Annotated in this window: 11 protein-coding genes and 1 tRNA gene; 1 reads left to right on the forward strand and 11 read right to left on the reverse strand. The window is 60.6% G+C overall.

Going from position 1 to position 15314, the window contains the following annotated elements:
• Positions 1-28: 28 nt before the first annotated feature.
• The 6 genes from HZ993_RS19250 to HZ993_RS19275 all read right to left on the reverse strand — a co-directional run bounded on the left by HZ993_RS19250 (position 29) and on the right by HZ993_RS19275 (position 8215).
• Complete coding sequence (locus HZ993_RS19250) at positions 29-2953, reverse strand: ribonucleoside-diphosphate reductase subunit alpha (RefSeq protein WP_209394321.1); 2925 nt, start codon at positions 2951-2953, stop codon at positions 29-31.
• 391 nt (positions 2954-3344) lie between these two features.
• A complete protein-coding gene (gene ampD / locus HZ993_RS19255) occupies positions 3345-3953 on the reverse strand; it encodes a 1,6-anhydro-N-acetylmuramyl-L-alanine amidase AmpD (protein WP_245213696.1) in 609 nt (202 codons plus the stop codon).
• Positions 3946-5445 (reverse strand): sigma-54 dependent transcriptional regulator, encoded by a 1500-nt coding sequence (locus HZ993_RS19260; RefSeq protein ID WP_209394323.1) that lies wholly within the window; start codon positions 5443-5445, stop codon positions 3946-3948. Before HZ993_RS19260 ends, ampD begins: the two co-directional genes overlap by 8 nt.
• On the reverse strand, positions 5424-7184 hold the full coding sequence (locus HZ993_RS19265) for a nitrogen regulation protein NR(II) (protein WP_245213697.1): 1761 nt from the start codon (positions 7182-7184) through the stop codon (positions 5424-5426). The genes HZ993_RS19260 and HZ993_RS19265 overlap by 22 nt, the downstream gene beginning before the upstream one ends.
• A gap of 3 nt (positions 7185-7187) precedes the next feature.
• A complete protein-coding gene (locus HZ993_RS19270; protein ID WP_209394324.1) occupies positions 7188-7415 on the reverse strand; it encodes a PP0621 family protein in 228 nt (75 codons plus the stop codon).
• The gene (locus tag HZ993_RS19275) at positions 7412-8215 is read right to left on the reverse strand and encodes an inner membrane protein YpjD (RefSeq protein WP_209394325.1); all 804 of its coding nucleotides are present in this window, start codon (positions 8213-8215) and stop codon (positions 7412-7414) included. The genes HZ993_RS19270 and HZ993_RS19275 overlap by 4 nt, the downstream gene beginning before the upstream one ends.
• Before the next feature lie 80 nt (positions 8216-8295).
• Between HZ993_RS19275 and ffh the strand changes: the two genes are divergently transcribed.
• Positions 8296-9669, forward strand: coding sequence for a signal recognition particle protein (gene ffh, locus HZ993_RS19280; RefSeq protein WP_209394326.1), 1374 nt, complete (start codon positions 8296-8298; stop codon positions 9667-9669).
• Between the two features lie 276 nt (positions 9670-9945).
• Here the strand turns inward: ffh and miaB are convergent, their stop codons facing one another.
• The 5 genes from miaB to HZ993_RS19310 form a co-directional block, all read right to left on the reverse strand.
• Positions 9946-11313, reverse strand: a complete 1368-nt coding sequence (gene miaB / locus HZ993_RS19285; RefSeq protein WP_209394327.1) for a tRNA (N6-isopentenyl adenosine(37)-C2)-methylthiotransferase MiaB — start codon at positions 11311-11313, stop codon at positions 9946-9948.
• A 98-nt stretch (positions 11314-11411) separates the two neighbouring features.
• Positions 11412-11864, reverse strand: coding sequence for a hypothetical protein (locus HZ993_RS19290; protein WP_209394328.1), 453 nt, complete (start codon positions 11862-11864; stop codon positions 11412-11414).
• A 90-nt stretch (positions 11865-11954) separates the two neighbouring features.
• A tRNA-Met gene (locus HZ993_RS19295) sits at positions 11955-12031 on the reverse strand.
• 24 nt (positions 12032-12055) lie between these two features.
• Positions 12056-12835, reverse strand: a complete 780-nt coding sequence (locus HZ993_RS19300; RefSeq protein ID WP_209394329.1) for an enoyl-CoA hydratase — start codon at positions 12833-12835, stop codon at positions 12056-12058.
• A gap of 601 nt (positions 12836-13436) precedes the next feature.
• Positions 13437-15311: a M61 family metallopeptidase gene (locus HZ993_RS19310; protein ID WP_209394331.1), complete on the reverse strand. Its 1875-nt coding sequence runs from the start codon at positions 15309-15311 to the stop codon at positions 13437-13439.
• Positions 15312-15314 lie beyond the last annotated feature (3 nt).

Raw genomic sequence — 15314 nt, forward strand, 5'->3', positions numbered from 1 at the left:
CGCACTGCGTGCGATGCGCGGTTTGTTTTTATTGGCAAGACTCGCATGTTGGATCGTCGACGCCGCAAAATCTGATGTCGGTCGCAGCGTTCGTGGCCATCTCCATTTGCATTTGTGCAGCGGCTGCCGCAGCCTCCAACGCACTCGACGATCGCATAGAACCCTTGGCATCGTTGCCTGAGGAAACAGCGTTCATCTTGCCCGCAGTGACGGTCGATTTTTCGGCGTGTGTGGCCGACATCGTGCGCAGGTAATAGGTGGTCTTCAGGCCACGCAGCCAGGCCAGCTTGTAGGTCTCGTCCAGCTTTTTGCCTGATGCACCGGCCATGTAGATGTTCAGCGATTGCGCCTGGTCAATCCACTTCTGGCGGCGCGCAGCGGCTTCGACCAGCCACTGTGTCTCGACCTCGAAGGCGGTGGCGTAGAGCTGTTTGACTTCGGTGGGCACGCGGTCGATGGGACCGAGTGAGCCGTCGAAGTGTTTCAGGTCCATCACCATCACGTCGTCCCACAGGCCCAGGCGCTTCAGGTCCTTGACCAGGTAGCCGTTGATAACGGTGAACTCGCCGGACAGGTTGGACTTGACCGACAGGTTGCCAAAGCTGGGCTCGATGGATGCATCCACACCAATGATGTTGGAAATGGTGGCGGTAGGCGCAATGGCCACGCAGTTGGAATTGCGCATGCCGTCCTGGGCGATCTTGTTGCGCAGGGCATTCCAGTCCAGCGTGGCGGAGCGGTCCACGTCCACATAACCTCCTCGTGCCGAGGCCAGCATATCCAGTGTGTCCAGCGGCAACACACCCTTGTCCCACAAGGAGCCGCGGTAGGTGGAGTACTTGCCACGTTCCTTGGCCAGTTCAGTCGACGCCCAGTAGGCGTAGTAACAGATGGCTTCCATGGATTCGTCGGCAAACTGCACGGCGGTTTCGCTGGCGTAAGGAATGCGCAGTTCGTACAGGCTGTCCTGGAAGGCCATGACACCCAGACCCACCGGACGGTGGCGCATATTGGAGTCGCGCGCCTTCTTGACCGCGTAGTAGTTGATGTCGATGACGTTGTCCAACATGCGCATGGCTGTGCTGATGGTGCGCTTGAGCTTGTCGTGGTCCAGCTTGCCATCCTTCAAATGCTGGCGCAGGTTGACGGAGCCCAGGTTGCAGACGGCGGTTTCGGTGTCTGAAGTGTTCAGCGTGATCTCGGTGCACAGGTTGCTGGAGTGCACGACGCCAGCGTGCTGCTGGGGCGAGCGCACATTGCAGGCATCCTTGAACGTGATCCAGGGGTGGCCAGTCTCGAACAACATCGTTAGCATCTTGCGCCACAGATCGCTGGCCTGGATGGTGCGGGCGGGTTTGATCTCACCACGTGCCGCCTTTTCTTCGTAGGCCACATAGGCCTTTTCGAACTCGGCGCCGAACAGATCGTGCAGATCGGGCACGTTGTTGGGGGAGAACAGGGTCCAGGTGCCCTTTTCCATGACGCGGCGCATGAACAGATCGGGGATCCAGTTAGCGGTGTTCATGTCGTGGGTGCGGCGGCGGTCATCACCGGTGTTCTTGCGCAGCTCCAGAAACTCTTCAATATCCAGGTGCCAGGTTTCCAGGTAGGTGCAGACCGCGCCTTTGCGTTTGCCGCCTTGGTTGACCGCGACGGCCGTGTCGTTGACGACCTTCAGGAAAGGCACGACGCCTTGCGACTCGCCATTTGTGCCCTTGATATGGGCGCCCAGTGCACGTACGCGTGTCCAGTCATTGCCCAGGCCGCCCGCAAATTTGGACAACAAGGCGTTTTCCTTGATGGACTCGTAAATACCGTCCAGATCGTCCGGCACGGTGGTCAGGTAGCAGCTGGAGAGTTGCGAGCGCAGCGTGCCACTGTTGAACAGCGTCGGTGTGCTGGACATGAAGTCGAAGCGCGATAACACTTCGTAGAACTCGATGGCGCGGGCTTCGCGGTCGATCTCGTTCAACGACAGGCCCATGGCTACCCGCATGAAGAAGGCCTGGGGCAGCTCGATGCGGGTCTTGCCTTCGTGCAGGAAGTAACGGTCATACAGGGTCTGCAGGCCCAGATAGTCAAACTGCATGTCACGTTCTGCTTTCAGGGCCGCGCCCAGGCGGGGCAGGTCGAACTGCATCAGCCGCTCGTCCAGCAGCTCGGCGTTCACGCCGCGCTTGATGAAGCCAGGGAAGTAGTCGGTATAGGCGCCCGCCATATCTGCAGGTGCCACGTCACGCCCCAGCACTTCGCGGGAAATCGTATGGAACAGCAGGCGTGCGGTTGCGTAGGTGTAGTCAGGGTCCTTTTCGATCAGCGTGCGGGCCGCCAGGATGGAGGCCTTGTAAACCTCGTCCATGGGCACACCGTCATACAGATTGCGCATGGTCTCGGCCAGAATGGGCTCTGCCTTGACATCGGCACCCAGGCCGGAGCAGGCGGTTTCGATCAGGCTCCTGAGCTGGTTCAGGTCCAGCACGATGCGTTGGCCGTTGTCGATGGCGTGCAGCACCGGTGCGGGAGGGGCTACTTCGGCCACGTGTTTGGCGCGCTCCTGGGCACGGCGCTCGCGGTACAACACATAAGCCCGTGCGATCTCGTGGTGGCCGCCGCGCATCAATCCGAGCTCTGCGTGGTCTTGTACGTCCTCAATATGGAAGGTGCCGCCGCCTGGGCGCGAGCGCACCAGCGCGCGGATGACCTGCTGGGTCAAGGCTTCGACCACTTCGCGTACGCTGGCAGACGCGGCGCCCTGGGTGCCATGCACGGCCAGGAAGGCCTTCATCATCGCCACGGCGATCTTGTTGGGTTCGAAGGGCACCACCGCGCCATTGCGGCGAATGATCTGGTAGTGGGCCAGATGGTTGATGCTGCCGCCTTCTGCAACCGTGTCGCTGTGTGATGACAGTAGGGCGGTAGGTGCCAGTGGGGTGGTGCTTGAAACAGATTGCATGGATTCCTCGTCTAAATGGCTGTTTTTTTGGGGCTTGGCAAGGTGCTGTGGCCGCCTTTGATATGCATTTATCGAAAGAGCGGTAAAGACAGGGCACACTATATATGGGGTCTGTAGTGCTTGCAAGCCACTACCGGTAGTGTACCCGTGCGCAATCGCTGCCTTGGGCCCAGGCGCACTAAATGCTCAGAACGACCACACAGTTGTGGGCTTGTAGTTGTGGGCATGGTCCGCAGCCCGTGCCCATCGGTGGTGTGTGAACGAAAGGCCAATACACATGCGGTTTGCGAGCGGGTTTGGCTTGCCGGACCGCATGGAGCCACGCATTGCGTCGTGTCAGCGTTGGTGGGGTCGTTTGTGCGTTATGTGCGCCATACAGGCGCAGCGCGCATCAGGCACCTGCTTTGCGCAGTACGCCTTCGGGAAAACACTGATCTTCCCGCTGCAGATAATTTTGTAACAAATTCCAATCCAGACCGGGGCCGGGGTCGGCCTTGCGCCCGGGCGCGATGTGCTCATGCCCGGCGATATGGGCGATAGGGTAACGACGGCTGATAGCCAGATGCAGTTCTGCCAATGCCTGGTACTGCGCAACCTCAAACGTGTCGCCCTCCAGGCCTTCCAGTTCTATGCCGATGGAGTCATCGTTGCAGTTGCTGCGACCACGGTACTGCGATGCGCCGGCGTGCCAGGCACGGTCATCACAGCTGACAAATTGCCAGATGGCTCCGGTACGCTGCACATAAAAGTGCGCCGACACCTGCAGCCCTTCAATTTGCTTGAAGTAAGGGTGTAGTTCCCAATCCAGGCGGTTGGTAAACAGGTCTTGTACCTCGTGGCCGCCGTAGACTCCGGGTGGCAGGCTGATGGAGTGCAGTACCAGCAGGTCAATACATGCCTCAGCAGGTCTGGTTCCAAAATTTGGCGATGCCAGCCAGTGTGCAGGCCGGTAACGGCCGCCATGCCAGAGCTCGGTATCTGGCAGTGCGGGGTTACTCATCGGGTCCGTCATCGCGGGGGGCATCGATTTTCAGACGTGCGATGCGGTAGCGTATTTGCCGCAGACTAAGGCCCAGCCGTGTGGCGGCCAGCGTCCGGTTGAAGTTGGTTTCCTTCAGGCACTTGACCAGGATCTCGCGCTCCTGCTGGTCCAGGTGGCTCTGCAAGTCGGACGGCAGGGAGATGTCGCTGGCTGTAGCCGCCTTGGTCAAACGCTGGGTCGTTTCAGGTGCAGTCACCGCATCAATCGGGTCTGCAAGGGGCGCTGGGCGACTGTCTCTGGCCGGCTGCAAATCGTCCAGTTGCAGGGTTTCGCCGTCGCACAAGGCGACCGCACGGTGCAACAGATTCTCCAGTTCACGCACATTCCCATGCAACGGCAACTGCGCGAGCTGCTCCATGCTGCCAGCCGCCAGCTCGGGTACAGCCATCTGGGATTCTTCGGCGATGCGTGACAACAAGGCCCTGCACAAAGCCGGCAGGTCTTCGCTGCGCTCACGCAGTGGCGGTATCACGATGTCAATCACATTGAGCCGGTAGAAAAGATCCTGGCGGAAGCGGCCCGCTGCGACCTCGGCGGGCAGGTCTTTGTGGGTGGCGCTCACAATGCGGACATCGACTGTTTCTTCCTGGTTGGAGCCCACGGGGCGTACACAGCGTTCCTGTATGGCGCGCAGCAACTTGGACTGCATGGCCAGCGGGAGATCGCCAATTTCATCCAGAAACAAGGTGCCACCTTTTGCGGCCTGGAAGAAGCCTTCGCGGTCCTGCACCGATCCGGTATAGGCGCCTTTCTTGGCACCAAAGAACTCGGACTCCAACAGATTTTCGGGGATGGCACTGCAATTGACGGCTACCCAGGGGCCGGCGGCGCGGTGGCTGGTTGCATGCAAGGCACTGGCGACCAGTTCTTTACCGGTGCCGGATTCTCCGCGGATCAAAACCGGCGCCATGCTGCGTGCTACTTTGACAATGCGGTCTTTGACGCTGCGCATGGCCACCGATTCACCGGCCAACCGGGCCAGCGCCGCTTGTCCGTGGTTGTTGGACGCCGCTGTGTCCGATAGCCTGGCATCCGTGGCTCTCCTGGCGGGGCCAGCCTTTAAAACATTCCCTTGCACGGCCGATGCGATAGCCGTACGAAACTGCTTCAGGTCTACCGGTTTGGTGAGGTAATCGAAGGCGCCTGCCTTCAGCGACTCCACCGCGTTTTCTGCCGATCCATGGGCCGTGATGACAATGCTGCGCTCGGAGCGGTGCTGGGTCTTCATATGGCTCAGGATCTCGGTGCCCAGGCCGTCGGGCAGGCGCATGTCGGTGATGACGACGTCAAAGCGCTGTGCGTTGAGAAGCTGCATGGCTTCCTGTACGCTGCCTGCCGTGTCCACCCGGTAGCCCTCACGCAATAGCGTGAGCTCATACAGAGTGCGCAGATCGGGCTCGTCGTCGATCACCAGGATCTGGGCGTTGTTCAATACAGCGTGGGTTGCCATGGGGTGGTGGTCGTTTCTGCCGATGGCGGATTATCCGGGGATTCAGCCCGCCTGAATGTAACCACAAATTCGTTTCCCTCGGTCGCCTGCCCGCGTGCGCTGCGCACCGTGCGTTGGTAGACCAGTGCGGCGTCGTGGCGTTCACACAACTCCCTGCAGATATACAGGCCCAGGCCGCTGGAGCGGCTGTCGGACGAAAAAAAGGGTTCGAACAAATGCCGCTCTACCGACTGGTCCATGGGGGGCGAGTCACTCCACACCGACACGGTCGCGTGCTGTTCATCACTGAGACCTGGGAAAACCTGTATGGCATCGGCCTGTTCTTCGGTGTGGCGGCGTGCGTTGTCCAGCAAATTGACCAATACACGCCGCAGATGCTCGGTGTCAAAGCGCACACCAATCGTTGGGTCGCCGGGGTGTAATGTCAGACGCTGTTGGCTGCCGGTCTGTGTGGACCAGTCGCTGCAGATGCGGTGTATCGACGTGTCCAATGGCACGGTCGGCACCAGGTAGCTCGGGTCATAGGGCTGCACCCGGGAGATATTCAGAATGTCGTTGACGATTTTCTCCAACCGCTTGGCGTTCTGACCGACCATGGTGGTCAGTTTCTTCAGTCTGGGGTCGGAAATGTCTTCTTCCAGCAGGGCATTGGCCTGTGCAATGGCCGACAGCGGGTTGCGTATTTCGTGCGCCACGGCCGTCGACAAGCGCCCCATGCTGGCCAGCCTTTCTGTGCGAACACGGGCCTCCAGCTCGCGCTGGTCCTGCAGAAAAAGCACACACAGGCTGTCGCCGGGTTGGCCCGGATATGCGGCCAACCGGGCGCGGGCATGCACGCGGCGTGGGCCTTCGTTGCCGTGGCGGATAGTGACATCTTCTTCCTGGCTATGGCCGGTACCCACACACAGGCGGGTCAGGCTGACCAGGGGACGCCACCCCACTTCATCGTTCAAATCAAAAACCTGGGCGCGCAGGGCCAACTGGGAACCCAGCAGTTGGCGCGCAGCCGGATTGGCTGCACGCACACTGCCGCGCCCATCCACCACAATGACGCCGTCGGGCAGGGATTCGATGACCAATTCGTTGACCTGGCGTTGCAGGGTCGCCAACAGATCGCTTTGCCGCGCACGCAGCTCCTCGTTGGTCAGCCGGGTTGACAGCTGGTTAGACAGCCACGCAATGGCAAAGTAGCCAACCCCACTGAGCGCAGTCTGTGCGAAATAGGGTGTCCCACCCACCGGCCCTTTCAGGTAAGACAACAATGCCTCCGCGAGCATCAGCACGGTGATACCGGCCGCGGTCCCTAATGCCAGGCGCAGCGAGCCTAATACCGATGCCACCAGTATCGGCAGCGCAAACAACGGGGTGTAGTTGATGCTTGTGCCGCTGTTGCCCTGCAGTATTTGCAAGGCTGAAAAAGTCAACAAATCCAGTCCGACCAGTGCACCCCAGACCCGGTTAAAAGATTGCCCCAAGGGGCGGGGTCTGACGAACAACTTGCTGGCCAAGGTGCCGATTAAGTAGGCCGCACTGATGGCAATCTGTGCGTTGCTGTTTGCGGTGCCTGTCAGGTACAGGGCTGTTTGCAATACCACCAACACCACACCCAAAACGAGACGGGCGGTCATGAAACCCTGCCACTGGCGTGCTAGTTCGTAGGTGTCTTCTGCCGCTCGCGCAGGCGCGGCGGGCACCAGGGGGTCAAACCATGATGGGGTGGCTTGTGCGGGCTCGTGCACTTTTCAGGGCTCGCAGTGCTGTCGGTGGGCTACGCTGCAGTACTGCCCCAGCGTGCCAGCCAATGCGTCATGGACCGGCACATGCATGCCGCAGTGGTGGCAGGCCACCATGCCAATGGACTTGGGTGTGTTTGTCTTGGTGCGGGGGGTGTTGCGGCGGCGTGTTTCGCGCCAGACGCGCCAGCGCCAGGCCAACACCAGCACAACCAGGAAAACGAGTAAAAACCTCACGGTGTGCGGCCCAGGACAATTTCCATCACAAAACGCGACCCCACATAGGCCAATAACAGCAATGCCGAGCCTGCATACAACACATGGACGGCGCGTTTGCCGCGCCAGCCAAAAAAGGATCGCCCCACCAGCAGGCCGGCAAAGGTCAGCCACGCCAGGCTGGACAACACAGTCTTGTGGTCCCAGCGCCAGGCATGGCCGTGGCCATACAAGGATTCGCTAAACAAAAAACCCGCCAGCAGGGTGGCGCTGAGCAATACAAATCCGGCACCCACAAAACGGTAGGTGAGCCGCTCCAGTGTCAGCAGCGGCAGCCCGCTGTGCGGATCCTGGGCATGGCGTATACGCGCCTCGGCCCGGGTCATGAACCAGGCATGCACCACGGCAATGCCAAACAGTCCGTAACACGCGACGCCAAACGCCAGGTGCACGGCCAGCCATGCAGAGGCCGTCACCGGCATGGGTCCACCGGGAAAGAAGAAGCCGGCGAGCACGGCAGCTGCCCCCACCACGCACAGCGTCCAGCGGGTGGGGAGTTGGGGGAAAATCTGGCTTTCCACCGCGTAGACAGCCGCCACCAGCCATGCCGTGACCGACATGGCGGTGGCAAACCCGAAGTGGGGACTATCACCCAGCAGGGTGATGGCCAGCACCGCACCGTGTAACACCCAGGCCGCAGCCACCCACACGCGGGCTGCGCCTTCGTTCACCCGTGCAGTGCGGATGGCAGGCCAAGCGTAAGCCGCGGCGGCCAAAACCGACAGGATCAGACTCAGGGGAGGCGCACTGGCTAAAATCATGGGCACAGTTTAGCGTTTTGCTCTTTGCCGGCCCCTGCTGGCGTTCACACTGGGTTCCGTGCAACGGAATACATCTTCTTATGGCTTCCGCTCTCTCCGACAAACTATCCCGCCTCGTCAAAGAAATGCGAGGCCAGGCCCGCATCACCGAAACAAACGTTTCTGACATGTTGCGCGAGGTCCGCATGGCCCTGCTGGAGGCCGACGTCGCCCTGCCGGTGGTGCGCGACTTCATCGCCCGCGTCAAGGACAAGGCCCTGGGCCAGGAGGTCATGGGTTCGCTGCAGCCCGGCCAGGTGCTGGTCAGCATCGTCAGCAAGGAGCTGGCCGCCACCATGGGCGAGGGCGTCAGCGACATCAACCTGAATGCCCAGCCGCCCGCCGTGATTTTGATGGCCGGTCTGCAAGGCGCCGGTAAAACCACCACCACGGCCAAGCTGGCCAAACACCTGATCGAGAAGCGCAAGAAGAAGGTGCTGACCGTATCGGGCGACGTCTACCGCCCCGCGGCGATCGAACAGTTGAAGACGGTGACGGCCCAGGCCGGTGCCGAATGGTTCCCCAGCACGCCCGACCAAAAACCGGTCGACATCGGCCGCGCCGCACTGGACTACGCCAAGAAACACTTCTTTGACGTGCTGCTGGTCGATACCGCTGGCCGCCTGGCCATTGACGAGGCGCTGATGCTTGAGATCAAGAACCTGCACGCCGCGTTGAACCCGGTTGAGACCCTGTTTGTTGTCGACGCCATGCAGGGCCAGGACGCGGTCAACACCGCCAAGGCCTTCAAGGAAGCGCTGCCACTGACCGGCATCATCCTGACCAAGCTGGATGGCGATTCACGCGGTGGTGCGGCGCTGTCGGTGCGCCAGATCACCGGCGCGCCGATCAAGTTTGCCGGTACCAGCGAAAAGCTGGACGGCCTGGAAGTGTTCGATGCCGAGCGCCATGCGGGCCGTATCCTGGGCATGGGCGACATCCTGGCCCTGGTGGAGCAGGTCACATCGGGCGTGGACGTTGCCGCGGCGCAAAAGCTGGCGGCCAAGGTCAAGAGCGGTGCTGGTTTTGATTTGAACGATTTTCTGGCCCAGATCCAGCAGATGAAACAAATGGGCGGCCTGTCCAGCCTGATGGACAAGTTGCCCGCCGCCATGACCGCCAAGGCCGGCAATGTGAACATGGACCAGGCGGAGAAAGACATCAAGCGCAAGGAAGGCATCATCCACAGCATGACGCCGCTGGAGCGCCGCAAGCCCGAGCTCATCAAGGCCACGCGCAAACGCCGTATCGCCGCCGGGGCCGGTGTGCATGTTCAGGAGGTCAACCGCATGCTTAAGGAGTTTGAGCAGATGCAGGCCATGATGAAAAAATTCTCCGGCGGCGGCATGATGAAGATGATGAAACGTCTGGGGGGCATGAAAGGGATGAAGGGCATGCCGGGGATGCCGTTTTAGTTTTTTGCTCGGGAAGTGCGGGCGAGCGCGGCGGGCATACGCACCGCCTTGCTTACGCGCTCGCGGGCGGCTGGGTTGGGGATGCCGCTGGGCTTGCTTGAACGACATTGCGGGTATGACGAGGTTGTGGCAACCGCGAATCCGCTACCGCAAGCCGGTGCAGACGCCCGCCACGCCAGCTGCATCGGCAGACATGCGCCAGCAAACGCGCCGCTAGCCCCCGTAAAATAAGCCTGTACAGCTATATTGTTTATAGCAAAGCGGGGCCTTAACCGATCAGGCCGAAACCGCCTCGCTGGTCACCACTTCTCCTCGCAACGTATAGCTGCGCGTCTCGGTAATCCGCACATCCACCAGTTGCCCCACCAGCCGCGGCTGGCCGGCAAAGTTCACAACGCGGTTGCACTCGGTGCGACCCATCAGTTCACCGCCATCGCGTTTGCTGGCGCCCTCCACCAAAATGCGCTGCACCGTGTTCAGGCGGCTCTCGGAGATGCGGGTGATGTTGGCGTTGATGGCGGCTTGCAGGTGCTGCAGGCGGCGCAGCTTCACATCGTGCGGCGTGTCGTCGTGCAGGTTGGCGGCCGGCGTGCCGGGGCGGGGGCTGAAGATGAAGCTGAAAGAGTTGTCAAAGCCGATGTCGTCGATCAGCTTCATCATCTTGTTGAAATCGTCCTCGGTTTCACCGGGGAAACCCACAATGAAATCCGAACTCATCGCCATATCGGGGCGGATGGCGCGTATCTTGCGCACCGTGCTCTTGTACTCCATGGCCGTGTAGCCGCGTTTCATGGCCATCAGAATCTTGTCGCTGCCGTGCTGCACGGGCAGGTGCAAATGGCTGACCAGCTTGGGGATCTTGTCGTAGGCCGCGATCAACGAGGGCGTGAACTCGTTGGGGTGGCTGGTCGTGTAACGGATGCGTTCGATGCCGGGGATGTCGGCCACGTATTCCAGAAGGGTTGCAAAATCGGCCATCTCGCCGCCCATGGCCGCAACGCTTGTGTTGCTGACCATTGGTGCTCTCCAGGCGTTCACGTTTTGGCCCAGGAGCGTGATTTCCTTGACGCCCTGGTCTGCCAGGCCCGCCACTTCAACCAGCACGTCTTCAAACGGGCGGTTGATCTCGGTGCCACGGGTGTAGGGCACCACACAGTAACTGCAGTATTTGTTGCAGCCTTCCATGATGGACACAAAGGCCGACGCGCCTTCCACCTTGGCGGGCGGCAGGTGGTCGAACTTTTCGATCTCGGGGAAGCTGATGTCCACCTGCGGCTTGTTAAGCGCCTTGCGCGCGTTCAGCATGTCGGGCAGGCGGTGCAGGGTCTGCGGGCCAAACACCACGTCCACAAAGGGCGCGCGTTTGATGATCTCTGCACCTTCCTGGCTGGCGACACAGCCGCCCACGCCGATCAGCACGCCCTTCTTGGCCAGATGGCGCACACGGCCCAGGTCGGAAAACACTTTCTCCTGCGCCTTTTCGCGCACCGAGCAGGTGTTGAACAAAATCAGATCAGCTTCTTCCACGTTTTGTGTGGATGTGTAGCCCTGGGCGGCGCCCAGCACGTCGGCCATCTTGTCCGAGTCGTACTCGTTCATCTGGCAGCCAAAGGTTTTGATGAATACTTTTTTGTGGTCGGTCATACGGACCTTTCTGTGGATGCTATAAATTCAATAGCTGCATACGCAGCCTGCACGGGGGCTAGGCCCCGGTTTGGCTTATAAGTCCTTGCCCGGGCGGATTACCGGGGGCTGGATGCAGCGGGGGCGCTGGACTTGGCGCCCATCTCACCGGCGCCAGTGCTTGGGTCCGACACGTAGTTGGGCGGCAGGTTGGCTGCGTCTTTAGACAGCTGTGCCTCGGTGGCATTGAGTATCCAGACCTCGTGCACCATGCCTTGGGGGTCCAAAATATAGTTCACCGGCAGGGACTGGCCCGCCAGTGAGCCCGACAGCACCAGCATATTGTTGGTCCCACGTATACGGGCACCGGGCGACAGGCGCGCATTCTTGCCGTTGAGCAAGACCTCGGGTGGGTAGGTGACCTGCAGGGTGCCGCGTTTGGCAGCGGCGGGGAAGGGCCGCACGGCGTCTTGGGCAGAAGTGGCGCCAGTCAGCACCAGCAAGGCGGTGGCGAGCAGCGCCGCGCGCCATGGGGCGGTTGTAAAGGCGGGAGAGGCGGTGCAGCGGTTCATGGTGTATGTCCAGAGGCTGTTGGGAAGGCCTGATTCTAAAGGCCAGAAAAAACCCGCTATTGCCAAGGCAGTAGCGGGTTTTGCGGAACCTGGTGGTCGTAGGTGGATTTGAACCACCGACATCAGCATTATGAATGCTGCGCTCTAACCAACTGAGCTATACGACCGAGCCCAGAATTATAGACCAAAAATTACTGGTGGGTAAAGTGGGCAGCGCGCTTGTTCACAAACGCGTCCATGCCTTCCTTCTGGTCTGCGGTGGCAAACAGGGCGTGGAACAGGCGGCGCTCAAACACGATGCCGTCGGCCAATGTTCCTTCAAACGCGCGGTTGACCGACTCTTTGGCCGCCATGGTGGCGACTTGTGAGAAGGCGCAGATCTGCAGCGCAGCGCCCAGGGCTTCTTCCTGCAGCTTGTCCAGCGGCACCACGCGGCTGACCAGGCCGGCGCGTTCGGCCTCGGTTGCGTCCATCATGCGGCCGGTCAGTGCCAGGTCCATGGCCTTGGCTTTGCCGACGGCGCGGGGCAGGCGTTGTGTGCCGCCGGCGCCGGGGATGATGCCCAGCTTGATCTCGGGCTGGCCGAACTTGGCGTTGTCGGCGGCGATGATGAAGTCACACATCATGGCCAACTCACAACCGCCGCCTAATGCGAAGCCGCTGACCGCCGCAATGACGGGCTTGCGGATGCTGCGAATGGTTTCCCAGTTGCGGGTGATGAAGTCACCCTTGTAGGCATCGGCAAAGCTGAACTTGGCCATGGCCGTGATGTCGGCGCCAGCAGCAAAAGCTTTTTCGCTGCCGGTGATGACCATGCAGCCGATCGCGGGGTCGGCGTCAAAACCCTTGAGCGCATTGCCCAGCTCGTCCATCAGCTGGTCGTTCAGGGCATTCAGGGCTTTGGGGCGGTTCAGCGTGATGATGCCGACCTTTTCGCCCTCAATACGGGTGGTGATGCATTCGTAGTTCATGGTGTGGAAATTGATAAGCGGGTTGAAGAAAGCATTGCTTGGGTTTAATTGAGAATTAAATCAGCATATTAAGTACGTTGGTTGCGCGAGCTGGAACATTCAGCTTGATAGTGCAGGAGGGCCACCGTTATAGTGACGCGATTGCATTGGGTGACTGCAGGCTGCTCCACCTTGTGCTGTATTTCACAAGAATAGGGGATGATGCATGTCGAGGCGAACACAGCGAGGCAACACAGTATTGGCGGCCTTGGTGACCGGATTTTGCGCCATTCTGGTTGCCGTTATCACTCAATGCAGCCAAACCGCCAATTCAAAGGCAGCTTCTTCCGCCGGATCGAAAATCAAGATTGACCGTGCGACCTACCGCGCTGATGTCAGTCACTCTTGTCTCGCAACTGGAAAAGTTGATGAGCTGTGCAACGATAAGTTGACCTGCTCGGTCCTAGCTGACAACAATCTCTGTGGAGACCCCATGTTTGAAACGTCGAAAACTCTAATTGTTGAGTATTCGTGTGGGGACATTGGAAAGTTAGAGCAGGCGGCCGAAGGGCAGAAAGTCTATTTGCGTTGCAAATAGTTTTGCTTGTGCCCTCGTAATTTTTTACTTGGCGGTTTGTGGGCCCAGCCAAGCATCGACCAGGGCAGCGTCTTTGACGGCTAGACGTACAGCCTGGCTGGCCTTGGGCAGGGTCAATGTCAGGCTTTGCAGGCGCTTGTCGCGTGACACGATAGCCGTCACTTTTTTGGCATTGCCAGCGCACAGCGTGAAGTCGTCCAGTGACTGCAGGCGCCAGGCGCCGTGGGTATCGCTACCGGCGGGCTGCACGGCGATCCATTCGTCGCCACTGGCAAATCCGGCCTTCTCGGCTACACCGCCGCGCAACACCTGCTGGATAAACAGGCCGCCGCTTTCCTTGACACGCAAGCCCAGTTGCTGGGCCACCTGGTCGGGCTCGTGGTGGATCTGCACGCCGTGGCGTTCCAGCAGGGTCGGCACCGGCAGGTCGGCCGTGCCGTGGACCCAGCGGGTGATGTCGGGTGCGAAGGATCGGCCGCCCAGCTGGGCCAGCACGGCCAGCAGGTCCTGCTCGGCCATGGGGCCACCCTGGCAGCGGGCCCACAGCGCACGCATCACGGCGTCCAGTGTGGTTTTGCCCTCGGCGCGCAGCGTCAGGTCCAGGCACAGGCCCACCAGCGAACCCTTGGTGTAGTAACTGATGGTGGCGTTGGCGGTGTTTTCGTCCTGGCGGTAGTACTTGATCCACGCGTCAAAACTGGCCTGGGCCACGCTTTGCACCTTGCGCCCCGGTGCCTGGGCTACGCCGTTGATCGTCTTGGTGACCAGCTTGAGGTAGGTTGCGTTGTCGATGAGTCCGGCGCGGCGCAGCAGCAGGTCGTCGTAATAACTGGTGAAGCCTTCAAAGAACCACAGCAGCTCGGTGTAGTTCTCTTGGGTGTAGTCGTAGGTGGCCAGCTCAGTGGGACGCAGGCGCTTGACGTTCCAGGTGTGGAAGTACTCATGGCTGATCAGCCCCAGCAGCGTGGTGTAGCCCTCAGGTTGCTTGTGGGTGGTGGGGGCCAGTGTGGTGCGTGGCAGACGGGGCAGGTCGGCCCGTTTGCAGATCAGCGCGGTGGAGTTTTTGTGCTCCAGGCCGCCATAACCGTCACCCACGGCGTTCAGCATGAAGACATAGTCCTTGAACGGAATCGGGCCTGAGCCCCCGTCGCTTTTGCGCGAGTTGCTATTGTTTTTGATGTTATCGCCATGCCAGAAGCGGATTTCTGCTTCACAAATGGCCTGGGTGTCGGCCAGCAGCTTGGCACCGTCAAAGCTGGGCGGCGCGCCGGCCACCACAAAGCGGTGCGGAATTCCGCAGGCGGTGAAGCTGCCGCTCCAGAACGGGCCCATTTCAAACGGGCAGTCCACCAGGGTGTCGTAGTCTTGGCAGAGGTAGGTTCCAAAACCTTGCTTGTCGACTTTTTGGGCTGTAGCCCCCGTCGCAACTGACCATTGTGCTATGAATTCCGTAGCAACTAGTTCGAGTGAGTGGGGCTGGTCCTGCTGACCCTCCACTTGCAGGCACAGGCTGGTGCCGTTGAAGAATCCGCGTGTGGCGTCCAGCCAGGCGGTGCGCACCGAGTTGTCAAAGGCGTACACCTCGTAACGTACGACCAGGGGCTGGCCGGGGGCGCAGTCCACCACCCAGGTGGCCTTGTCGGTCTGCTGCGCAGCCAGTGCCTTCTTGCCCTGCAGGCAGCTCAGGGTTTGCAGGTTCTTGGCGAACTCGCGGATGAGGTAGCTGCCCGGTATCCACACTGGCAGGCGCAGCACCTGGCGGGCCGCCGGCGCGGTGATGGTCAATTCAATGCCAAACAGGTGGGCCTGCAGGTTGGCCACTTCCACGCGGTAGTGGATGGCGGGTGTCGCGGCGGAGCGGGACTTGGCGGGTTTGGATGGGGTGCGTGTGGTGACCATGGA

This window comes from Rhodoferax sp. AJA081-3, assembly GCF_017798165.1.
Taxonomy (GTDB): domain Bacteria; phylum Pseudomonadota; class Gammaproteobacteria; order Burkholderiales; family Burkholderiaceae_C; genus Allorhodoferax.

Bases quoted from the DNA above. Each gene is read 5' to 3' on its own strand.
- HZ993_RS19250 (WP_209394321.1), bottom strand. From the start codon at position 2,953: ATGCAATCTGTTTCAAGCACCACCCCACTGGCACCTACCGCCCTACTG.
- ampD (WP_245213696.1), bottom strand. From the start codon at position 3,953: ATGAGTAACCCCGCACTGCCAGATACCGAGCTCTGGCATGGCGGCCGT.
- HZ993_RS19260 (WP_209394323.1), bottom strand. From the start codon at position 5,445: ATGGCAACCCACGCTGTATTGAACAACGCCCAGATCCTGGTGATCGAC.
- HZ993_RS19275 (WP_209394325.1), bottom strand. From the start codon at position 8,215: ATGATTTTAGCCAGTGCGCCTCCCCTGAGTCTGATCCTGTCGGTTTTG.
- ffh (WP_209394326.1), top strand. From the start codon at position 8,296: ATGGCTTCCGCTCTCTCCGACAAACTATCCCGCCTCGTCAAAGAAATG.
- miaB (WP_209394327.1), bottom strand. From the start codon at position 11,313: ATGACCGACCACAAAAAAGTATTCATCAAAACCTTTGGCTGCCAGATG.
- HZ993_RS19290 (WP_209394328.1), bottom strand. From the start codon at position 11,864: ATGAACCGCTGCACCGCCTCTCCCGCCTTTACAACCGCCCCATGGCGC.
- HZ993_RS19300 (WP_209394329.1), bottom strand. From the start codon at position 12,835: ATGAACTACGAATGCATCACCACCCGTATTGAGGGCGAAAAGGTCGGC.
- HZ993_RS19310 (WP_209394331.1), bottom strand. From the start codon at position 15,311: ATGGTCACCACACGCACCCCATCCAAACCCGCCAAGTCCCGCTCCGCC.